Consider the following 17453-nt stretch of genomic DNA (forward strand, 5'->3'; position numbering starts at 1 on the left):
GCAAATCACTGTACAAGCATACAGTATCCTTTGGCGGCAGAATCCGCCCATGTGCAACCGATACATCGCCCCCGACGAGTACGAGATCGAGAGCCACTGGCATGTCCGCCAGAACAGCCCGCCGCGGTGGGTGAGGGCAGTCTTCCCGCGCTCGCCCGGGCCGTTCATCCGCCGAGCCAAGGACGTGACCGGCTATGAGCGCGAGCTGGTGACCGGGCAGTGGGCCTTGATCCCCTGGTTCGCCAAGGAGCCGAAGCTCAAGTACCCGACGAACAACGCCCGCAGCGAAGAGCTAGAGGCGAAGGCCAGCTACAAAGACCCCTGGAAGCGCGGTCAGCGCTGCATCATCCCGGCGACGGCCTTCGACGAGCCGAACTGGGAGTCGGGGAAGAACGTCTGGTGGCAGTTCAAGCGCGTGGACGGCAAGCCGTGGGGCCTGGCCGGGCTGTGGAACACCTGGACCGACAAGGCCACGGGCGAGATCCACGAGAGCTACACCATGCTCACGATCAACGCCGACGAGCACCCGCTGATGAGCCGCATGCACAAGCCAGATCCGAAGCTCGACCCCGACAAGCAGGACAAGCGCTCAGTGATCCCGCTCGAGGTTCACGAGTTCGACCTGTGGCTGGCCGGCACGGTGGACGAGGCGAAAACGCTGCTGAAGCTGGCGCCGGTCGACGTGTTCGACGCTGCGCCAATGCCGCAAAGTTAGAGGAATGCGCTTTGGTTAGAGACGGGAGGTGGCCTGCCCGGAGGGGATCGAACCCCCGACAACCTGCTTAGAAGGCAGTTGCTCACGCCGGTTTCCCCGGCTTCCATTGGTGGGGGAAATTTTGTCCAACGTGGCGCGAACGAGGCGTTTGGCGCACTGTATGCACAGCCAGTCACCCAGCAGCCATGCGGGTTCCCGGCCCGTGCATGGCCCGCATGTCGGACTCGAAATCAGGCGTACTAGCGATAGTACCGAGGGTTCGAATCCCTCCCTCTCCTCCAGAAATGGCCCCGCAAGGGGCTATTTTTTTGGCCGCAGCATCTCGCTTCAGCCGAAAGTTCACGTTGCTCCACCTGGTGCGCCGGTGCGGGCGAACTATCGCGCCGACACCCCTCGAGCGGCCTTCCGGCCGCCGTTAAGATCGCCTCCTCCCTGCGCCTCAGCGGCGCCCGTGGGCGACCCCAGATTTCCAACAACGAGGAGGCTCAGCGCCACATGGCCAATGCGTCGATCACGAGCCTGACTCCGGTCCCGGGGTCGGCGGACGAAGCCGAGTCGTGGGTACGCGGCGAGTTGATCCGCAGTTTGATGCGCTCGGCGCGCGGCTCCTACCTGGTTTCGGCGGCGCTGATGCCGGCGATGGTCGGTCTGAGCTGGCTCTACGTACCGCGCTGGGAACTGCTGACCTGGCTTGCCGCGGGCATCGTGGCCACGGCCTGCCGTGCCTGGGGCGCGAGGGTCTATGCCGTGCGCTACGCGGGCCGCAGCGCTGCGGCGCAGCTCCAGTTCACCGAGCGCTATGGCTTCGTCTGGAGCGCAAGTGCGGTAGTCTGGGGCCTGTCGATCCTGCTGTTCTTCGAGCGCATCCCGCAGGTCAACCAGTTCATGAGCTGGCTCATCGTGGCGGGCGTCGGCACCTTTCCGCTCAACGGCCTCGCGCTGCATCCGCCGCTGCTCAAGCGCTATGTGAACACGCTGTTCATCACCATGCTCGGCGCGGTGCTGGTCCGGCTGGTCGGCATCACGCTGGAGAATCCGCATTTCCAGTACGGCTACCTGATGCCGATCCTGCCGATGCTGCACTGGTTTCTGCTGCTGCGCGCCGGCCGCCACATCCACGAGACCGCACGCAACAGCCTCGAGCTGCTGTTCCACAACCACATCCTGATCAAGTCGCTCACGCAGCAGCGGCAGGCCGCGGTGTCGGCGGTGGCGATGAAGAACCGCTTTCTCGCGAGCGCCGCGCACGACATGCGCCAACCGGTGCTAGCCCTGTCGCTGTATGCCGACTGGCTGCGCAACGAGCCCGAGCTGGTGCTCGAACTCGCGCCGAAGATCGTTCGTGCGACGCACGCGGTCAATGCGCTGTTCGACTCGATGTTCGACCTGGCGCGCATCGACTCGGGCCAGGTGCGGCTGCACATCGAGCGGGTGGACGTGGCCGAGCTGCTGCACGACCTCGAACTGCAATACCGCCCGGTGGCCGAGAGCCGCGGGCTCGACTTCCGCGTGCACGTGACCGAAGGCAGCTTCCTGACCGATCCGATCCGCGTGCGCCGGATGATCGGCAACCTGCTCGCGAACGCGATCAAGTACACCACCCACGGCGGCGTGCTGCTGGCCTCGCGGCAGACGCGCGACGGCCTGCGCGTGGAGGTGTGGGACACCGGCATCGGGATTGCGCCCGAGCACCTGCGCGACGTGTTCCTGGAGTTCTACAAGGTGGCCGACCACGCCGGCACGTCGGACGGCTTCGGCCTTGGCCTGGCGATCGTCGCCCGGCTCTCGCATGTGCTGGGCCATCCGGTCAGTGTGCGCTCCCGGCTCGGCAGCGGCAGCGTGTTTCGCGTCGCGCTCCACGATGCCGACGAGGCCGTGGCCCAGGCGCGCGTCAGCGCCTCGGGCGGCGGCTGAGAGAAGAAGCGCGACAAGGCAGAAAAAAACCGCGCCGTGTGTGCGCGGTTCTTTTTAGGCCTGCCTGGCCCTTTCAGTTGGAAGAGGACAGCAGGCCGTTGGTGCGCGCGTAGTGCAGCGCCTGCGTGCGGCTCTTGACGCCCAGGCGCCGGAACAGGCGCCAGAGGTGCACCTTGACCGTGTGCTCGCTGATCTCGAGATCGGTGGCGATGTCGCGGTTGCTCATGCCCTTGTCGAGCATCGCGATCAGTTGCGTCTGGCGCTTGGAGAGTTTGCTGTTGTTGGCGAGCGCGGGCTCGTCGGCCTCTTCGGAGCCGGCCATCAGCAGGCCGCGCAGGGCGGCCGCCAGCTCGGCCGAGCTGGCCGACTTCTCGATGTAGGTGTCGGCGCCGGCTTCGATGCAGGCGTCTTCCATGTCCGCGGCCGGGGCCGCCGAATACACGGCGATCGGCACGTTCGGATAGACCTGCTTGACCGCGACCACGCCCGAGACGCCGTTGGTGTCCGGCAGCTTCAGGTCGAGGCAGAAGAGGGTCGGCGCACCGCGCTGCTGGACCGAGCCCGCGAGCTTGTCGAGCCGGTCGAGCTCGACGATGTTCTCGGCGGGCCGAAGGCGCCGCAACACCATCACGATCGCGTCGCGCATCAGGGGGTGGTCGTCGATGACATAAATGCTCATGTTTTCTTCCTTAATGATCGCCCGTCGTCTTCTCTAGCGGTCGCTCCTCGGCGGGTGAACCGATGGAGTGATCTCTTTCAACTTTCGCTGCTGCCAGCGGCCGTGGCCTCTGCCAGTGCGTCCAGCGCCTCGGTCGCTGCGCGCAATGCGTCGGCGTCGGCCGGCTCGAGCTGCTCGGCCAGCGCGGCCAGGGCCTCTGCGCGCTGCTGCTGCAGGGCGGCAATGGCGCGGCCGGCGTCTTGCGGCGACGCGAAGCCGCGGCTCTGGAGCAGGGCGACGCCCTGCGCGTCGAGCAGCTTGAAATAGAACAGGCCGTCGCGCTCGCGGTATTGCTTGAAGCTCGGCTTCGCGACCTTGGCCGCCTTGCGGGCACCGCCCTTGTCGCGGCCCGCCGCGAGATTGCGCAGCCCGACGGCATGGCGCAGCTCGGCCATGAACGGCCGCGAAAGCTGGCGCGCCTTCTCGGCGCCGGCGAGCAGCACGCGCTCGATCTCGGCCGGGTCGTTCATCAGCGCCTCGTAGCGCGCGCGCAGCGGCGCCACTTCGCGGTCGATGCGCTCGAACAGCATCTGCTTGGCATCGCCCCAGGCGATGCCTTCGGCGTAGGCCTGGCGCAGGGCCTCGGTCTCGTCGGCGCTTGCAAACGCCTGATAGATCTGGAACAGCGCCGAGCCTTCGGTGTCCTTGGGCTCGCCGGGTGCGCGCGAGTCGGTCACGATGCTCGCGATCTGCTTTTGCAGCTGGGCGCGCGGCGCGAACATCGGGATGGTGTTGCCGTAGCTCTTGCTCATCTTGCGGCCGTCGAGGCCGGGCAGGGTGGCGACCGCATCGTCGATCTCGGCCTCGGGCAGCGTGAAGTGCTCGCCGTACTGGTGGTTGAAGCGCTGCGCCATGTCGCGCGCCATCTCGATGTGCTGCACCTGGTCGCGCCCCACGGGCACCTTGTGGGCGTTGAACATCAGGATGTCGGCGCCCATGAGCACCGGGTACATGAAGAGGCCGGCCGTGACGTCGGCATCGGGGTCTTCGCCCTTGGCGACGTTCTTGTCGAGCTGCGCCTTGTAGGCATGGGCGCGGTTGAGCACGCCCTTGCCGGTCACGCAGGTGAGAAACCAGGTCAGCTCGGTGATCTCGACGATGTCGGACTGGCGATAGAAGGTGACGCGCTCGGGATCGAGCCCGCAGGCCAGCCAGCTCGCGGCGATCTCGAGCGTGGAGCGCTGGATCAGCGCGGGCTCCTGCACCTTGATGAGCGCGTGGTAGTCGGCCAGGAAGAAGAAGCTCTCCACGCCCGGCGCCACGCTCTGGCGCACCGAATGGCGGATCGAGCCGACGTAGTTGCCGAGATGCGGCGTGCCCGAGGGCGTGATGCCGGTGAGCACGCGCAGGGGACGAGCGGAGGAAGACGTGGCCATGGAGAAAAAAGAACGTAACTAGCGCAGCAAAGCCGTGAGCGGCGAAATCAGCAGGTTCAGCACGGCGTAGCCGACATCCATCAGCGGAAGCAGCCAGAAGGTGCTGACGATGCCCGCGAGCACCAGGCCCATCACGATGAAGAAGCCGAAGGGCTCGATGCGCGCGAGAAAGTTCTGTGCCGGCCCGTTGGGCAGCAGGCCCGCGAGCACGCGGCCGCCGTCGAGCGGAGGCAGCGGGAACAGATTGAAGGCCCACATCACGAGGTTGACCAGCACGCCGCCCTGCGCCATCTTGATGAAAAAGGTTTCATTGACGCCCGCGGCCAGCATCACCACCAAGAGCAGTGCCCAGAGGATGGCCTGCACGAAGTTCGATGCGGGGCCGGCGAGCGCGACCCAGATCATGTCGCGCTTCGGATGGCGCAGCCGCCCGAAGTTCACGGGCACCGGCTTGGCATAGCCGAACAGGAAGGCGCCCGAGGTCGCGAAATAGAGCATCAACGGCATCAGGATGGTCCCGATGGGATCGATGTGCTTGATCGGATTGAGTGTCACTCGGCCCATCACTTCGGCGGTGTTGTCGCCGAAATGGCGCGCCACATAGCCGTGTGCCGCCTCGTGCACCGTGATCGCGAAGACCACGGGCAGTGCGTAGATGAGAACGGTCTGAATCAGGTTGGAGATATCCACTGGGCGATTGTGTCAGACGGCGTGCGGGCTTCGGTGCCGCTCGTCAGAGGCCAAGCACCGCCAGCGCGCCGCGGCCCTGCCGCACGACGACCGGCTCGTCGCCCGCGCCCATGGGCGTGAGGTCGACCACGGTGGTCGGCTGCGAAGGGCAGGCGCCCGCGTCGATGACGGCGGCGATCTGCTTCTCGAAGCGCTCGCGGATGGCCTGGGCATCGTTCATCGCCTCGGTCTCGCCGGCCGGGATCAGCGTGGTCGCCAGCAGCGGTGCGCCGTGCAGCGCGAGCAGCTCGCCAAGCACTTTGTGGTCGGGCACGCGCAGCCCGATGGTCTTGCGCTGCGGATGGCTCACGCGCCGCGGCACTTCCTTGGTGGCTTCGAGCAGGAAGGTGTAGGGCCCCGGTGTGGCCGCCTTCAGCAGCCGGTACTGCTTGTTGTCCACGCGCGCGTAGTTGGCCAGCTCGCTCAGGTCGCGGCAGATCAGCGTGAGATGGTGCTTCTCGTCGACCTGGCGGATGCGGCGCAGCGCATCGACCGCGTCCTTGTCGTCGAGGTGGCAGGCCAGCGCATAGCTCGAATCGGTGGGCACGGCCACGATCTCGCCGCGCTGGAGCAGTGTGGCGGCCTGCTTGAGCAGGCGCTGTTGCGGGTTGTCGGGGTGGACTTCGAAATATTGGGCCATGGGGTAAACCTCCTGATCAGGATTCCGCCGGTTCGATGGGCACGCGGCGTTCGCGCACGGTAAGCCAGGCGCCCGCTGCGCCGCAGATGGCGATCATCGCCATGCCGATCAGCGAGAAGCGGTCGGGCACGTGCGAGAAGACGAGCCAGCCGCCCAGCATAGCGAAGGCGATCTGCGCATAGAGGTAGGGCGTGAGCGTGGAGGCGGGCGCGCGCTGGTACGCGAGGATGAGGATGAAATGCCCCACGGTGCCCATGAAGCCCATGAGGCACAGCAGCGCCCACCAGTGCCACGACGGCAGGGCGGTCCAGACGAAGGGCAGCGCCAGCGAGGCGATCAGCGCGCCGACCCAGCCGGTATAGAAATGCATCGTGAGCGGGTTCTCGGTCTGCGCCAGCTTGCTCGTGAGCACCTGGAACCAGGCGTTGGTCAGTACCAGCCCGATCGGCAGCAGCACGGCCCAGCTGAAAGCGCCGCCGCCCGGACGCAGGATGACCAGCGTGCCGATGAAGCCGCCGGCCACCAGCGTCCAGCGCAGCACCGAGACGCGCTCCTTGAGCGTGGTCGCCGCCAGCAGCGTGATCACGAGCGGCGCGATCAGCACGATCGAGGTGAACTCGGCCAGCGGCATGTAGCGCAGGCTCAGGAAGGCCAGCGTGCTCGACACCAGCAGCAGCGCGCCGCGCAGCAGCTGGTAGCGCGGATGCCGCGTGCGCAGCAGCGCCGTGCCGTGCAGCGGCAGCAGCACCGCCGTGGTGGCGACGGCCTGGAAGGCATAGCGGAACCACACGCCCATGAGGATCGGCACGGCCGCGGTCGAGGTCTTGGTGGCGGTGTCGAGCGTGGCGAAGCAGGCCACCGCCACGATGACCATGCCGATGCCCGCGAGGATGCGCTCCGACTCGAGGTCGCGCGTCTCGCGCGCGGCGGCACGGGCGTCGTCCAGCGCCGCGTTCGCCGCGCCGTCGGTGCCGGGCCCGGGGCTCTGGCTCACTGCGCGGCGCTCACTGCTGGATGCGGTCGCCGAGCAGTTCCCACACCGGCGTGAGCGCACCGGGCAACGGTGGCAGCTTGCCGAGGTCGCAGTGGCTTTCGTCGGGGCTGTGGAAATCGCTGCCGCGCGAGGCGGCGAAATCGAACTCGAGCGCCTTGTCGGCGTACTCGACGTATTCGGCCGTCGTATGGCTGCCGGTGACGACCTCGATCGCCCGCCCGCCATGCGCCTTGAACTCGAGGAACAGCGCGTATTCCTCGTTCGCCGTGAACTTGTAGCGCCCCGGGTGCGCAATCACGGCCAGGCCCTTGGCCGCGGTGATCCAGTGCACCGCATCCTTCAGCGAGGCCCAGCGGTGCGGCACGTAGCCGGGCTTGCCTTCGGTCAGGAACTTGCGGAACACCTCGGGCGTGTCGCGGCAGTGGCCCTGCTCGACCAGGAAGCGCGCGAAGTGCGTGCGCGAGATCAGCTCGGGATTGCCGACGAACTTGAGCGCGCCTTCGTAGGCGCCATGGATGCCCACGCGCGCCAGGCCCTCGGCCATCTCCATCGCGCGCTTGCCGCGGCCGCCGCGCGTGTCGTAGAGGCCCTGCGTCATCGCGGCGTCGTCGGGATCGAAACCCAGGCCCACGATGTGCACCGTCTCGTTGGCGAAGGTCACCGAGATCTCGGTGCCCGTGAGGTAGCGCATGCCGTTGGCGCGTGCCGCCGCAGCCGCGCGGTGCTGGCCGCCGACCTCGTCGTGGTCGGTGAGCGCCCACAACTCGACGCCGTTGGCAGCGGCGCGCGCGGCCAACTCTTCGGGCGTCAGCGTGCCGTCCGAAACCACGGAATGGCAGTGCAGATCGGCGTTGAGAATGGAGGACACACCGGCATTCTAGGGGCTAAGGAATACCGACGCGGGCGCATGGATGCTGTCCTGATTGCTATTAAATAAATAGCATTACTGCCGCGCGAGGCGGGGCTCAGCGCTTCTTGCGGAAGGCCGCCCAGGCGGCCGCCGCGGTGAAGCTCGCAACGATCGCCACCACGATCCAGAACCCGTGCCGGTGCTCGGCCAGTGGAATGCCGCCGACGTTCATGCCGAACAGGCCGGCAAGGATGTTGATCGGCAGCGCGAGCACCGTCACCACGGTCAGAACGAAGAGGCTGCGGTTGTTGTCCTCGTTCACGTTGGCGGCGATCTCTTCCTGCAGCAGCTTGATGCGCTCCTGCAGCGTCTGCATGTCGCGCAGCACCACCGAGAACTCCTCGGTCGAGGCGCGCAGCGCCTGGGCATCGGCTTCGGCCATCCAGGCCGGCGGTCCCTGCAGCAGCCGGAACAGCGCCGCCGGCTCGGGCGCGAGCAGCCGCTGCAGCCGCACCAGCAGCCGCCGCAGCACGCCGAGCCGCGCACGCTTGTGGTCGAGCCGGCCCGCGAGCAGCTCGTCCTCGATGCGGTCGATGCGCGTGGTCACGCCGCGCACGATCTTCACCAGCACGTCGGCTTGCGCGCGCAACAGGTGCTCGAGCAGTTCGGTGCTCGAGCGCGGCGCGTCGCCAGCCTTGACCGCGGTGCGCAGCGCGTCGACCGAGCGCAGCGGCTTGGCGCGCGCCGTGACCACGAGGCGCGGGCCCACGCTGATCCAGAGCGTGGAAATGTCCGAGGGCTCGAAGCTGAACTCGAAGTGCACGTCGTTGATGACCGCGATCAGCGAATCGTCGGCGCGTTCGATGCGGGTGGAGGGCAAGCCCTCGTGCAGCGCTTCGTAGAAGGCGTCGGAAAGCCCCGCATGGCGCAGCAGCCAGCGCTCGGCCTGGGCATGGCTCAAGTTGAAGTGCAGCCAAACAAAATTCTGCCCCCACGCTCGGCACTTCGTGTCCTCGCTGCCCCCCGAGGGGGCGCTCGCTTGCTTGGGGCGGCCCGGCGCTGCGCTCGGGCCGCCCTGCGAAACCTGCTCGAGCCAGAGGGCTGCCTGCGCCGAATCGATCGGCCGTGCTGATTCCGGCGCCCCGGCGTCGAACAAATAGCCGCAGATCAGCCCGGCTTCGTCGCCGCCGTACGAATGGGCGGCCAGGTCGTGGAGTGCCGGCAAGGTGCTTGTGCGTTGATGGGCGTCCCTGGATCGTCTTCGCCGAATATGACAACATCGTGTCGGCCGTCACGCAAACGTCATGCGCGGCGGGCAGCATGCGGCATGCCTTCGGGGCCTGCCTGTCATTTCCTCCACTCCTTCCACGATGCCATGAGCGCACTTCCAGACCACGAAGACCTGATGCAACGCATCGCCCGCGAGCTGATCGACAGCTACGACGAAGAGCTCGAGCTGGAGATAGAGGACCGCCACATCGACGAGCACGGAGCCGTCGCCGGTGCCACCGACAAGGCTGCGCGCCAGGCCTACTTCAAGGAACTGTTCCGGCTGCAGGGCGAGCTCGTCAAGCTGCAGGACTGGGTGCAGCACAGCCGGCAGAAGGTGGTGATCCTGTTCGAGGGCCGCGATGCCGCAGGCAAGGGCGGTGTCATCAAGCGCATCACCCAGCGCCTGAATCCCCGTGTGGCGCGCGTGGCCGCGCTGCCGGCACCCAACGACCGCGAACGCACCCAGTGGTACTTCCAGCGCTATGCCGCCCACCTGCCGGCGGCCGGCGAAATGGTGCTGTTCGACCGCAGCTGGTACAACCGCGCCGGCGTCGAGCGCGTGATGGGCTTCTGCACCGACGACGAGTACGAGGAATTCTTCCGCACCGTGCCCGAGTTCGAGAAGATGCTCGTGCGCTCGGGCATCAAGCTCATCAAATACTGGTTCTCGATCACGGACGACGAGCAGCACATGCGCTTTCTCGGCCGCATCCACGATCCGCTCAAGCAGTGGAAGCTGAGCCCCATGGACCTCGAGAGCCGCCGCCGCTGGGAGGAATACACCAAGGCGAAGGAGATCATGCTCGAGCGCACCCACATTCCCGAGGCGCCGTGGTGGGTGGTGCAGGCGGTCGACAAGAAGAAGGCGCGGCTCAACTGCATCAGCCACCTGCTGGGCCAGCTGCCCTACCAGGAAGTGCCGCATCCGCCGGTGGAACTGCCCGCACGCGAACGCCACGCCGACTACCTTCGGCAGCCGGTGCCGGCCAGCATGATCGTGCCCGAGATCTACTGAGGCCCCACCGCCTCGGGGCGACCCGGCCTCCGGTTGGGCGGCCGGCGCTTTGCCCTCACACTGCGTCATGGCCCGCCGCACCGCCCCATCCTTCTTTGCCCGCGCCTACGAGCGCAATCTCAAGGCACTCACGAAGCTCGCGCTCGGCAGCGGCCGGCGCGTGGCGGGCCCGATCCAGCGCGCGGCGGCTGAGCGGCGCAAGCCACCGCCCGGGAAAGGCGACTGGATCGGCGGCATCGCGCTCGGGCCCGGCGGCGCCCGCGCCTATCACCTGTTCCGGCCGGCCGGGCTCGAGCTGCAGCCCGGCGAGAAGCTGCCGCTAATGGTGATGCTGCACGGCTGCGGGCAGAGCGGGCGCGACTTCGCGGCCAGCACGCGGATGAACGCACTGGCGCTGCGGCACCGCTTCCTCGTGCTCTATCCCGAGCAAGACCGGCTGGCGCATCCGCAAGGCTGCTGGAACTGGTACGAGCGCCGCTCCGGCAAGGCCGACGCCGAAGCCGCCACGCTGATGGCCGCGGTCGACCAGGCCTGCATGCTCTATCCCGTCGACCGTGCGCGCGTCGCCCTGGTCGGGCTCTCGGCCGGCGCCAGCATGGCCGCGCTGCTGGCCACGCGCTATCCGCTGCGGTTCCGCGCTGTCGTCATGCACTCGGGCGTGGCGCCCGGCGCCGCCACCTCGTCGGCCACGGCGCTCGGCGCCATGCGCGGCAAGAACGTGCCGCCGATGCCGGCCACTGCCGTCGGCAAGGCGCTGGGCGCCGCGGCGGTGTTCGCGACCCTGCCGCCGATGCTCGTGCTGCATGGCGACGCCGACACGGTGGTGGCGCCCAGCAATGCGGTCGACAGCGCGTCCGTCTGGGCCACGGCCCTCGGCGCCAAACCCGGGCTCGCGCGCGTGGTGCAGCGCGGCAAGCGCCGCACGATGCGCCTGACCGATTTCACGCGCAAGGGCCGCACGCTCGTCAGGCTGTGCGAGATCGCGGGGCTCGGGCACTCGTGGAGCGGCGGTGCATCGAAGCAGCCGTTCAGCGATCCCGAGGGGCCCGATGCGACGCGCATGGCGTGGGCGTTTGCCTGTGCGCAGTTCAAGGCCGGGGCGGAGACGCGCCCGGTGCGTCGCCAGGGCCTTGGATGAGTGAGGTCGCGAAGAGGTCGAGATCGTTGATCGTGTGCTGGATCGCTGTCCTTGCTTCGGGTAAGAATTCCAGGATGCGGGCTGGCTTGAGGTCTCCTGCGTAGTTCGATCTGATGACATGGCGCATCCTCAGCATCGATTCGAGACCGGAATAGGCTTCCTCGCTCAGGATGGCGCTCCGTACGCCCGGAACCTCCACGGCGGCAATCTCGAGCAGTTGCTTGTGCCAAGCCTCTGTCTTGCGAAGCTCGTCGCCAAGCTGCTCCGTCACTTGTTTCAGCAGATTCTCTGCCTGCGAGTACATGCCCTGAAGGTGCGAGGCCATTGCCAGTGCGTGGCCACGCTCCGAATAGAAGGCAGACGCTTCCAAGCGGGTCTTCTCGAATACTCGGTGGTCCTCTTCCATCGCATTGAGTTCCGCCACGAGGCGCCCCAATGCTCTTTTGACGATCGCCGCAATCGCTTGCTCACTCATTCGTGACTCCAACCTTCATGAATTCAAGCATCTCGGCATCCACTGCGTCTGCCATCACCACGTCGACCTCGACCTCCTTGATCCAATCTCTTGCCGTGCGCCAAATTTCGAGATCGCTGCGGCCGGCGGAATCTTCCACGAGCAGATCGATATCGGAGTTCGGGTCGAAGTAGGCGTCGGGTTTTGCGAACGAACCAATCGGCGTGACGACCAGGCCTTGCGATCGCAATACGCGAAGCGCACCCTCGACTTGCGGCCGAAGGCGGGCCCGGAGCGCGTCGCTGCGTTCCTTTCGAAGGTCCTTCAGTGGTCTGTACAGGCCGGACATAGGTGTTGATCGTAGAGCCAAACCCCTCAATCCCAAAAACGCCGGGATGGCTGAGCCTGCGATGTCAGGTGGTCCAGCAGCCCCGCGTGTACGCCACCCGGCGTATTTCACCCGCGCGGCCCATTCCGCAGACTCGCTCCCATGCCGGCCATGCGCCGGCAACAGGTCCACACCACCCCGGAGCAGGAGTCCACATGCAACGTCGTTTCACCCTCAAGGCGCTCACCGCCGCCGTCGCCCTGGCCAGCATCGCCGCTGCGCCGGCCTTTGCCGCCGACACCATCAAGGTCGGCGTGCTGCACTCGCTGTCGGGCACCATGGCCATTTCGGAAACCGTGCTGAAGGACACGGTGCTGATGGCCATCGACGACATCAACAAGAAGGGCGGCGTGCTCGGCAAGCAGCTCGAGCCCGTGGTGGTCGACCCGGCCTCCAACTGGCCCCTGTTCGCCGAAAAGACCAAGCAGCTGCTCGGCCAGGACAAGGTTTCGGTGATCTTCGGCTGCTGGACCTCGGTCTCGCGCAAGTCGGTGCTGCCGGTGGTCGAGGAAATGAACGGCCTCCTGTTCTACCCCGTGCAGTACGAGGGCGAAGAGCTCTCGAAGAACGTGTTCTACACCGGCGCCGCGCCCAACCAGCAGGCGATCCCGGCCGTTGACTACCTCATGAGCAAGGAAGGCGGCGGTGCCAAGCGCTGGGTGCTGCTGGGCACCGACTACGTGTACCCGCGCACCACCAACAAGATCCTGCGCGCCTACCTCAAGAGCAAGGGCGTGAAGGACTCCGACATCGACGAGAAGTACACCCCCTTCGGCCACAGCGACTACCAGACCATCGTCGCCGACATCAAGAAGTTCTCGGCCGGTGGCAAGACGGCGGTGGTGTCGACCATCAACGGCGACTCCAACGTGCCGTTCTACAAGGAACTGGGCAACGCGGGGCTCAAGGCCAAGGACGTGCCGGTCGTCGCCTTCTCGGTCGGTGAAGAGGAACTGCGCGGCGTGGACACCAAGCCGCTGGTCGGCCACCTGGCCGCATGGAACTACTTCATGTCGATCAAGAACCCGACCAACACCGCCTTCATCAAGCAGTGGGGCGACTACGCCAAGGCCAAGAACATCGCGGGCCACAAGGACAAGCCGCTCACCAACGACCCGATGGAAGCCACCTGGATCGGCATCCACATGTGGAAGCAGGCGGTCGAGAAGGCCAAGTCGACCGACACCGACAAGGTGATCGCCGCCATGGCCGGCCAGACCTTCACGGCGCCGTCGGGCATCGTCTCGAAGATGGACGAGAAGAACCATCACCTGCACAAGAGCGTGTTCATCGGCGAGATCAAGGCCGACGGCCAGTTCAGCGTGGTGTGGAAGACGCCGGGCCCGGTGAAGGCCAAGCCGTGGAGCCCGTACATCGAAGGCAACGACAAGAAGCCCGATCAGCCCGCCGGCAAGTCGATGTAACTCGTCGCAAGTCCCTCGCCTTGCTCCCTCTCCCTCTGGGAGAGGGTTGGGGTGAGGGCAACGGCGGTCCACTGGTCGCCGCGCTCGCTGCACGGCCGCTGGCCCTCACCCCAACCCTCTCCCCAAGGGGAGAGGGGGCAACACGAATCCATGATGCTTCGACGATCCCTTCACTGCGCCTTCGCCGCCATGCTCCTCGCAGCGTCGGCCGTCCACGCGCTGACCGCCGACGAAGCCCGCGCCATCGCCTCGGGCGATTCCGAATCCCGCATCGCCGCGCTCAACCAGGCCGTGCTCACGGCCGATGACAAGACGGTTGCCTTTCTCCAGGCCATGTCGGAAGACGCGGTCAAGTACACCGAAGACAAGGTCTTCATGATGAAGGACGACAAGGGCCACGACCCCGTGACCGGCGCCGAACTGCCGGTGCCGGACACGGCCGAGGACGTGGTCAACAACAACCTGATGCGCGGGGCACTCGATGCCGCGCAGGCCGCGCTCCGGCTCACGAGCCAGGACGACGCGGTGCGCGCCGAAGCCGCAGCGGCGCTCTTCAAGGAGCCCGAGGAATCGCGCGTTCCGATGATCGAGAAGGCGCTCGCGGCGGAGGTCAACCCGGCGATCAAGGCACAGCTCGAACTCGTGCGCGCCGCCAGCATGCTCGGCAGCGCCGACAAGGCCCGCCGCCTTGCCGCGGCCAAGGACCTGGGCGCCCACAGCAGCCCCGATACCAAGCTGTTGCTGAACCAGCGCCTGGCCGATGAAACCGATCCCGATGTGAAGGCGGCGATCACCGCATCGATCGCACGGATCGACGGTGCGCTCGTCTGGGGCGACCGCATCAACGCGGTGTTCAGCGGCATCAGCCTGGGCTCGGTGCTGCTGCTCGCGGCGCTGGGCCTGGCCATCACCTACGGCCTGATGGGCGTCATCAACATGGCGCACGGCGAGCTGATGATGATCGGCGCCTACGCCACCTACGTGATGCAGGGCATCTTCCAGCGCTACCTGCCCGAGGCCGCGTTTGGTTGGTACCTGGTCGCAGCCATTCCCGTGTCGTTCCTGGCGTCGGCGCTGGTCGGCGCCGTGCTCGAGCGCGGCGTGATCCGCTTCCTCTACGGCCGCCCGCTCGAGACGCTGCTGGCCACCTGGGGCATCAGCCTGATGCTGCAGCAGCTCGTGCGCTCGATCTTCGGCGCGCAGAACGTCGGCGTCGAGAACCCCGGCTGGATGAGCGGTGGCTTCACCATGCTGAGTAACGTGACGCTGCCGTGGAACCGCATCGGCATCGTCGTCTTCGCGGTGCTGGTGTTGCTGGCGATGGGCTGGCTGATCGGCCGCACGCGCCTGGGCCTGTTCGTGCGCGGCGTCACGCAGAACCGGCCGATCGCCTCGTGCATGGGCGTGAACACGGCGCGCATCGACACCTATGCCTTCGCGCTCGGCTCGGGCATCGCGGGCCTCGCGGGCTGCGCGCTGAGCCAGATCGGCAACGTCGGCCCCGACCTCGGCCAGAGCTACATCGTCGACAGCTTCATGGTGGTCGTGATGGGCGGCGTCGGCCAGCTCGCGGGCACCGTGTATGCGGCGCTGGGCCTGGGCATCCTCAACAAGTTCATCGAAGGCTGGGCCGGCGCGGTGCTCGCGAAGATCGCGGTGCTTGTCTTCATCATCATCTTCATTCAAAAGAGACCTCAGGGCATCTTCGCGATGAAGGGCCGGAGCGCAGAAGCATGAGCAAGGTCACGTTGCCAACCAAAGGGCCGCTGCTGAGCGGCAAGGGCTGGACGGCCTTCTTCGTCGCGCTGATCGTGGTGTGCGCGGTGGCGCCGGTGCTCAACATGTGGGTGCCGCCCGAAAGCCCGCTGCACATGAGCGACTACGCCGTGGCGCTGGTGGGCAAGATCATGTGCTACGCGATTGCCGCGCTGGCGATGGACCTGATCTGGGGCTACACCGGCATCCTGTCGCTCGGCCATGGCCTGTTCTTCGCGCTCGGCGGCTACATGATGGGCATGTACCTCATGCGCCAGATCGGACGCGACGGCAACTACAAGAGCGAGCTTCCCGACTTCATGGTGTTCCTCGACTGGAAGGAGCTGCCCTGGCACTGGACCTTCAGCGGCAGCTTCCCGATGACGCTGCTGCTCATCGTCGCGGTGCCCGGCCTGATCGCGTTCGTGTTCGGCTTCTTCGCGTTCCGCTCACGCATCAAGGGCGTGTATTTTTCGATCATCACGCAGGCCATGACTTTCGCGGCGATGCTGCTGTTCTTCCGCAACGAGACTGGCTTCGGGGGCAACAACGGTTTTACCGACTTCAAGCGCATCCTGGGCATCCCGATCGCCACGCAGGAGATGCGCATGACCTTGTTCGCACTCACGGGCCTCACGCTGCTGGGCTTCTTCCTGTTCGCCAAATGGCTCATCGCCAGCAAGTTCGGCCGCGTGCTGCAGGCGATCCGCGACGCTGAGACGCGCGTGATGTTCTCGGGCTACAACCCGCTGCCCTACAAGCTCACGATCTGGGTCATCTCGGCCGTCATGTGCGGCGTGGCCGGCGCGCTGTACGTGCCGCAGGTCGGCATCATCAACCCGGGCGAGATGAGCGCCGCCAACTCCATCGAGATCGCGATCTGGGCCGCGGTGGGCGGGCGCGCGACGCTGATCGGCCCGATCATCGGCGCCTTCATCGTCAATGGCGCCAAGAGCTGGCTCACGGTGGCGTATCCCGAGTACTGGCTCTACTTTCTCGGCGCGCTGTTCATTGCCGTGACGCTGTTCCTGCCGAACGGCATCGTCGGGCTGGTGAAGAGGTGGCTGTCGCGGGAGAAGGCGCCAGCGGACTCGCCCGTGCAGCAAGCACGACGCGCTGTGGCGGCAGAGCAGGGCGTCGAGCCCGACGCGATGGTGCCGCTGCCCGTGGATGCGAAAGGAGCGCGCGCATGACGCCCGACCTGATGGAAGCCGGCGCCGAGCGCGCGGCGCGCGCAGCCGGCCTGCACGTGGCCACCGGCCAGACCGAATCGGGCGGCCGCGCCGCCGACTTCGGCCGCATCGCCACACCCGGCGAGGTCGACGTGACGCACGGCCGCATCCTCTACCTCGAAGACGTGAGCGTGAGCTTCGACGGCTTCAAGGCGATCAACAAGCTGTCGCTCGACATCGCGCCGGGCGAACTGCGCTGCATCATCGGCCCGAACGGCGCCGGCAAGACGACGATGATGGACATCATCACCGGCAAGACGCGGCCCGACGAGGGCACGGTCTTCTTCGGCAGCACGATCGACCTGCTGCGCCACCGCGAGGCCGACATCGCCCAACTGGGCATCGGCCGCAAGTTCCAGAAGCCGACGGTGTTCGAGCATCTCACCGTGTTCGAGAACCTCGAACTCGCGCTCAAGACCGACAAGGGCGTGCGCGCGTCGATGCTGTTCAGGCTCGATTCGGCGCAGAGCGACCGGCTCGCCGAGGTGCTGCAGACCATCCACCTGGCCGACAGCGTGTCGCGCCTCGCGGGCAACCTGAGCCACGGCCAGAAGCAGTGGCTCGAGATCGGCATGCTGCTGATGCAGGACCCGAAGCTGCTGCTGCTCGACGAACCCGTGGCCGGCATGACCGACGAGGAAACCGCGCGCACCGCGGAGCTGTTCCTCACGCTCAAGGGCAAGCACTCGCTGATGGTGGTGGAGCACGACATGAGCTTCATCCGCACCATCTCCGAGATCGTGACCGTGCTGTGCGACGGCGCGGTGCTGGCGCAGGGCACGCTCGACGAGGTGCAGGCCGACGAGCGGGTGATCGAGGTCTATCTGGGCCGCTGAGGA

General features: G+C 66.8%; 17 protein-coding genes. 8 read left to right on the forward strand and 9 right to left on the reverse strand.

The genetic code is table 11. The features are described 5' to 3' along the window. Positions 1 to 49: 49 nt before the first annotated feature. Both AC3A6J_RS08555 and shkS read left to right on the forward strand, forming a co-directional pair. Complete coding sequence (locus AC3A6J_RS08555; RefSeq protein WP_487859500.1) at positions 50 to 715, forward strand: SOS response-associated peptidase; 666 nt, start codon at positions 50 to 52, stop codon at positions 713 to 715. Between the two features lie 495 nt (positions 716 to 1210). After that, a complete protein-coding gene (shkS, locus tag AC3A6J_RS08560) occupies positions 1211 to 2629 on the forward strand; it encodes a surface-behavior sensor histidine kinase ShkS (protein WP_487859501.1) in 1419 nt (472 codons plus the stop codon). A gap of 73 nt (positions 2630 to 2702) precedes the next feature. Here shkS and AC3A6J_RS08565 read toward each other — a convergent pair whose 3' ends face one another. The 7 genes from AC3A6J_RS08565 to AC3A6J_RS08595 form a co-directional block, all read right to left on the reverse strand. After that, positions 2703 to 3308, reverse strand: coding sequence for a response regulator transcription factor (locus tag AC3A6J_RS08565; protein WP_487859502.1), 606 nt, complete (start codon positions 3306 to 3308; stop codon positions 2703 to 2705). 77 nt (positions 3309 to 3385) lie between these two features. Next, the gene (locus AC3A6J_RS08570; RefSeq protein ID WP_487859503.1) at positions 3386 to 4723 is read right to left on the reverse strand and encodes a tryptophan--tRNA ligase; all 1338 of its coding nucleotides are present in this window, start codon (positions 4721 to 4723) and stop codon (positions 3386 to 3388) included. An 18-nt stretch (positions 4724 to 4741) separates the two neighbouring features. Further along, positions 4742 to 5413 carry a site-2 protease family protein gene (locus AC3A6J_RS08575; RefSeq protein ID WP_487859504.1) on the reverse strand — a complete coding sequence of 224 codons (672 nt, stop codon included), beginning with the start codon at positions 5411 to 5413 and terminating at the stop codon, positions 4742 to 4744. 43 nt (positions 5414 to 5456) lie between these two features. Next, entirely contained in the window at positions 5457 to 6092 is a 636-nt protein-coding gene (locus tag AC3A6J_RS08580; protein ID WP_487859505.1) for an L-threonylcarbamoyladenylate synthase, read from the reverse strand. A 16-nt stretch (positions 6093 to 6108) separates the two neighbouring features. Then, positions 6109 to 7086 carry a DMT family transporter gene (locus tag AC3A6J_RS08585; protein ID WP_487859506.1) on the reverse strand — a complete coding sequence of 326 codons (978 nt, stop codon included), beginning with the start codon at positions 7084 to 7086 and terminating at the stop codon, positions 6109 to 6111. 10 nt (positions 7087 to 7096) lie between these two features. Continuing rightward, entirely contained in the window at positions 7097 to 7954 is an 858-nt protein-coding gene (locus AC3A6J_RS08590; RefSeq protein WP_487859507.1) for a 3',5'-nucleoside bisphosphate phosphatase, read from the reverse strand. Between the two features lie 97 nt (positions 7955 to 8051). Continuing rightward, positions 8052 to 9161 carry a transporter gene (locus tag AC3A6J_RS08595; protein ID WP_487859508.1) on the reverse strand — a complete coding sequence of 370 codons (1110 nt, stop codon included), beginning with the start codon at positions 9159 to 9161 and terminating at the stop codon, positions 8052 to 8054. A gap of 150 nt (positions 9162 to 9311) precedes the next feature. Between AC3A6J_RS08595 and ppk2 the strand changes: the two genes are divergently transcribed. Next, the gene (gene ppk2 / locus AC3A6J_RS08600; RefSeq protein WP_487859509.1) at positions 9312 to 10223 is read left to right on the forward strand and encodes a polyphosphate kinase 2; all 912 of its coding nucleotides are present in this window, start codon (positions 9312 to 9314) and stop codon (positions 10221 to 10223) included. Positions 10224 to 10290: 67 nt separating this feature from the next. Continuing rightward, entirely contained in the window at positions 10291 to 11361 is a 1071-nt protein-coding gene (locus AC3A6J_RS08605; protein ID WP_487859510.1) for an extracellular catalytic domain type 1 short-chain-length polyhydroxyalkanoate depolymerase, read from the forward strand. On the opposite strand, the gene AC3A6J_RS08610 is transcribed toward AC3A6J_RS08605, so the two are convergent. Together AC3A6J_RS08610 and AC3A6J_RS08615 are read right to left on the reverse strand one after the other, a co-directional pair. Beyond that, entirely contained in the window at positions 11312 to 11836 is a 525-nt protein-coding gene (locus tag AC3A6J_RS08610; protein WP_487859511.1) for a ribonuclease toxin HepT-like protein, read from the reverse strand. The genes AC3A6J_RS08605 and AC3A6J_RS08610 overlap by 50 nt on opposite strands. Then, on the reverse strand, positions 11829 to 12164 hold the full coding sequence (locus AC3A6J_RS08615; protein WP_487859512.1) for a hypothetical protein: 336 nt from the start codon (positions 12162 to 12164) through the stop codon (positions 11829 to 11831). The genes AC3A6J_RS08610 and AC3A6J_RS08615 overlap by 8 nt, the downstream gene beginning before the upstream one ends. Before the next feature lie 194 nt (positions 12165 to 12358). Between AC3A6J_RS08615 and urtA the strand changes: the two genes are divergently transcribed. The 4 genes from urtA to urtD all read left to right on the forward strand — a co-directional run bounded on the left by urtA (position 12359) and on the right by urtD (position 17450). Further along, positions 12359 to 13627 (forward strand): urea ABC transporter substrate-binding protein, encoded by a 1269-nt coding sequence (urtA, locus tag AC3A6J_RS08620; protein ID WP_487859513.1) that lies wholly within the window; start codon positions 12359 to 12361, stop codon positions 13625 to 13627. A gap of 189 nt (positions 13628 to 13816) precedes the next feature. Further along, positions 13817 to 15364 (forward strand): urea ABC transporter permease subunit UrtB, encoded by a 1548-nt coding sequence (gene urtB, locus AC3A6J_RS08625; protein WP_487859514.1) that lies wholly within the window; start codon positions 13817 to 13819, stop codon positions 15362 to 15364. Beyond that, positions 15361 to 16575 (forward strand): urea ABC transporter permease subunit UrtC, encoded by a 1215-nt coding sequence (gene urtC / locus AC3A6J_RS08630; protein WP_487859515.1) that lies wholly within the window; start codon positions 15361 to 15363, stop codon positions 16573 to 16575. The genes urtB and urtC overlap by 4 nt, the downstream gene beginning before the upstream one ends. After that, positions 16572 to 17450: an urea ABC transporter ATP-binding protein UrtD gene (gene urtD / locus AC3A6J_RS08635; RefSeq protein ID WP_487859516.1), complete on the forward strand. Its 879-nt coding sequence runs from the start codon at positions 16572 to 16574 to the stop codon at positions 17448 to 17450. The genes urtC and urtD overlap by 4 nt, the downstream gene beginning before the upstream one ends. The last annotated feature ends 3 nt before the right edge of the window (positions 17451 to 17453 follow it).

The sequence above is a fragment of the Variovorax sp. Soil_C_39 genome (assembly GCF_057656815.1).

Bases quoted from the DNA above. Each gene is read 5' to 3' on its own strand.
- AC3A6J_RS08565 (WP_487859502.1), bottom strand. From the start codon at position 3,308: ATGAGCATTTATGTCATCGACGACCACCCCCTGATGCGCGACGCGATC.
- urtB (WP_487859514.1), top strand. From the start codon at position 13,817: ATGCTCCTCGCAGCGTCGGCCGTCCACGCGCTGACCGCCGACGAAGCC.
- AC3A6J_RS08605 (WP_487859510.1), top strand. From the start codon at position 10,291: ATGGCCCGCCGCACCGCCCCATCCTTCTTTGCCCGCGCCTACGAGCGC.
- ppk2 (WP_487859509.1), top strand. From the start codon at position 9,312: ATGAGCGCACTTCCAGACCACGAAGACCTGATGCAACGCATCGCCCGC.
- AC3A6J_RS08570 (WP_487859503.1), bottom strand. From the start codon at position 4,723: ATGGCCACGTCTTCCTCCGCTCGTCCCCTGCGCGTGCTCACCGGCATC.
- urtD (WP_487859516.1), top strand. From the start codon at position 16,572: ATGACGCCCGACCTGATGGAAGCCGGCGCCGAGCGCGCGGCGCGCGCA.
- AC3A6J_RS08555 (WP_487859500.1), top strand. From the start codon at position 50: ATGTGCAACCGATACATCGCCCCCGACGAGTACGAGATCGAGAGCCAC.
- AC3A6J_RS08610 (WP_487859511.1), bottom strand. From the start codon at position 11,836: ATGAGTGAGCAAGCGATTGCGGCGATCGTCAAAAGAGCATTGGGGCGC.
- urtA (WP_487859513.1), top strand. From the start codon at position 12,359: ATGCAACGTCGTTTCACCCTCAAGGCGCTCACCGCCGCCGTCGCCCTG.
- AC3A6J_RS08580 (WP_487859505.1), bottom strand. From the start codon at position 6,092: ATGGCCCAATATTTCGAAGTCCACCCCGACAACCCGCAACAGCGCCTG.
- shkS (WP_487859501.1), top strand. From the start codon at position 1,211: ATGGCCAATGCGTCGATCACGAGCCTGACTCCGGTCCCGGGGTCGGCG.
- urtC (WP_487859515.1), top strand. From the start codon at position 15,361: ATGAGCAAGGTCACGTTGCCAACCAAAGGGCCGCTGCTGAGCGGCAAG.
- AC3A6J_RS08615 (WP_487859512.1), bottom strand. From the start codon at position 12,164: ATGTCCGGCCTGTACAGACCACTGAAGGACCTTCGAAAGGAACGCAGC.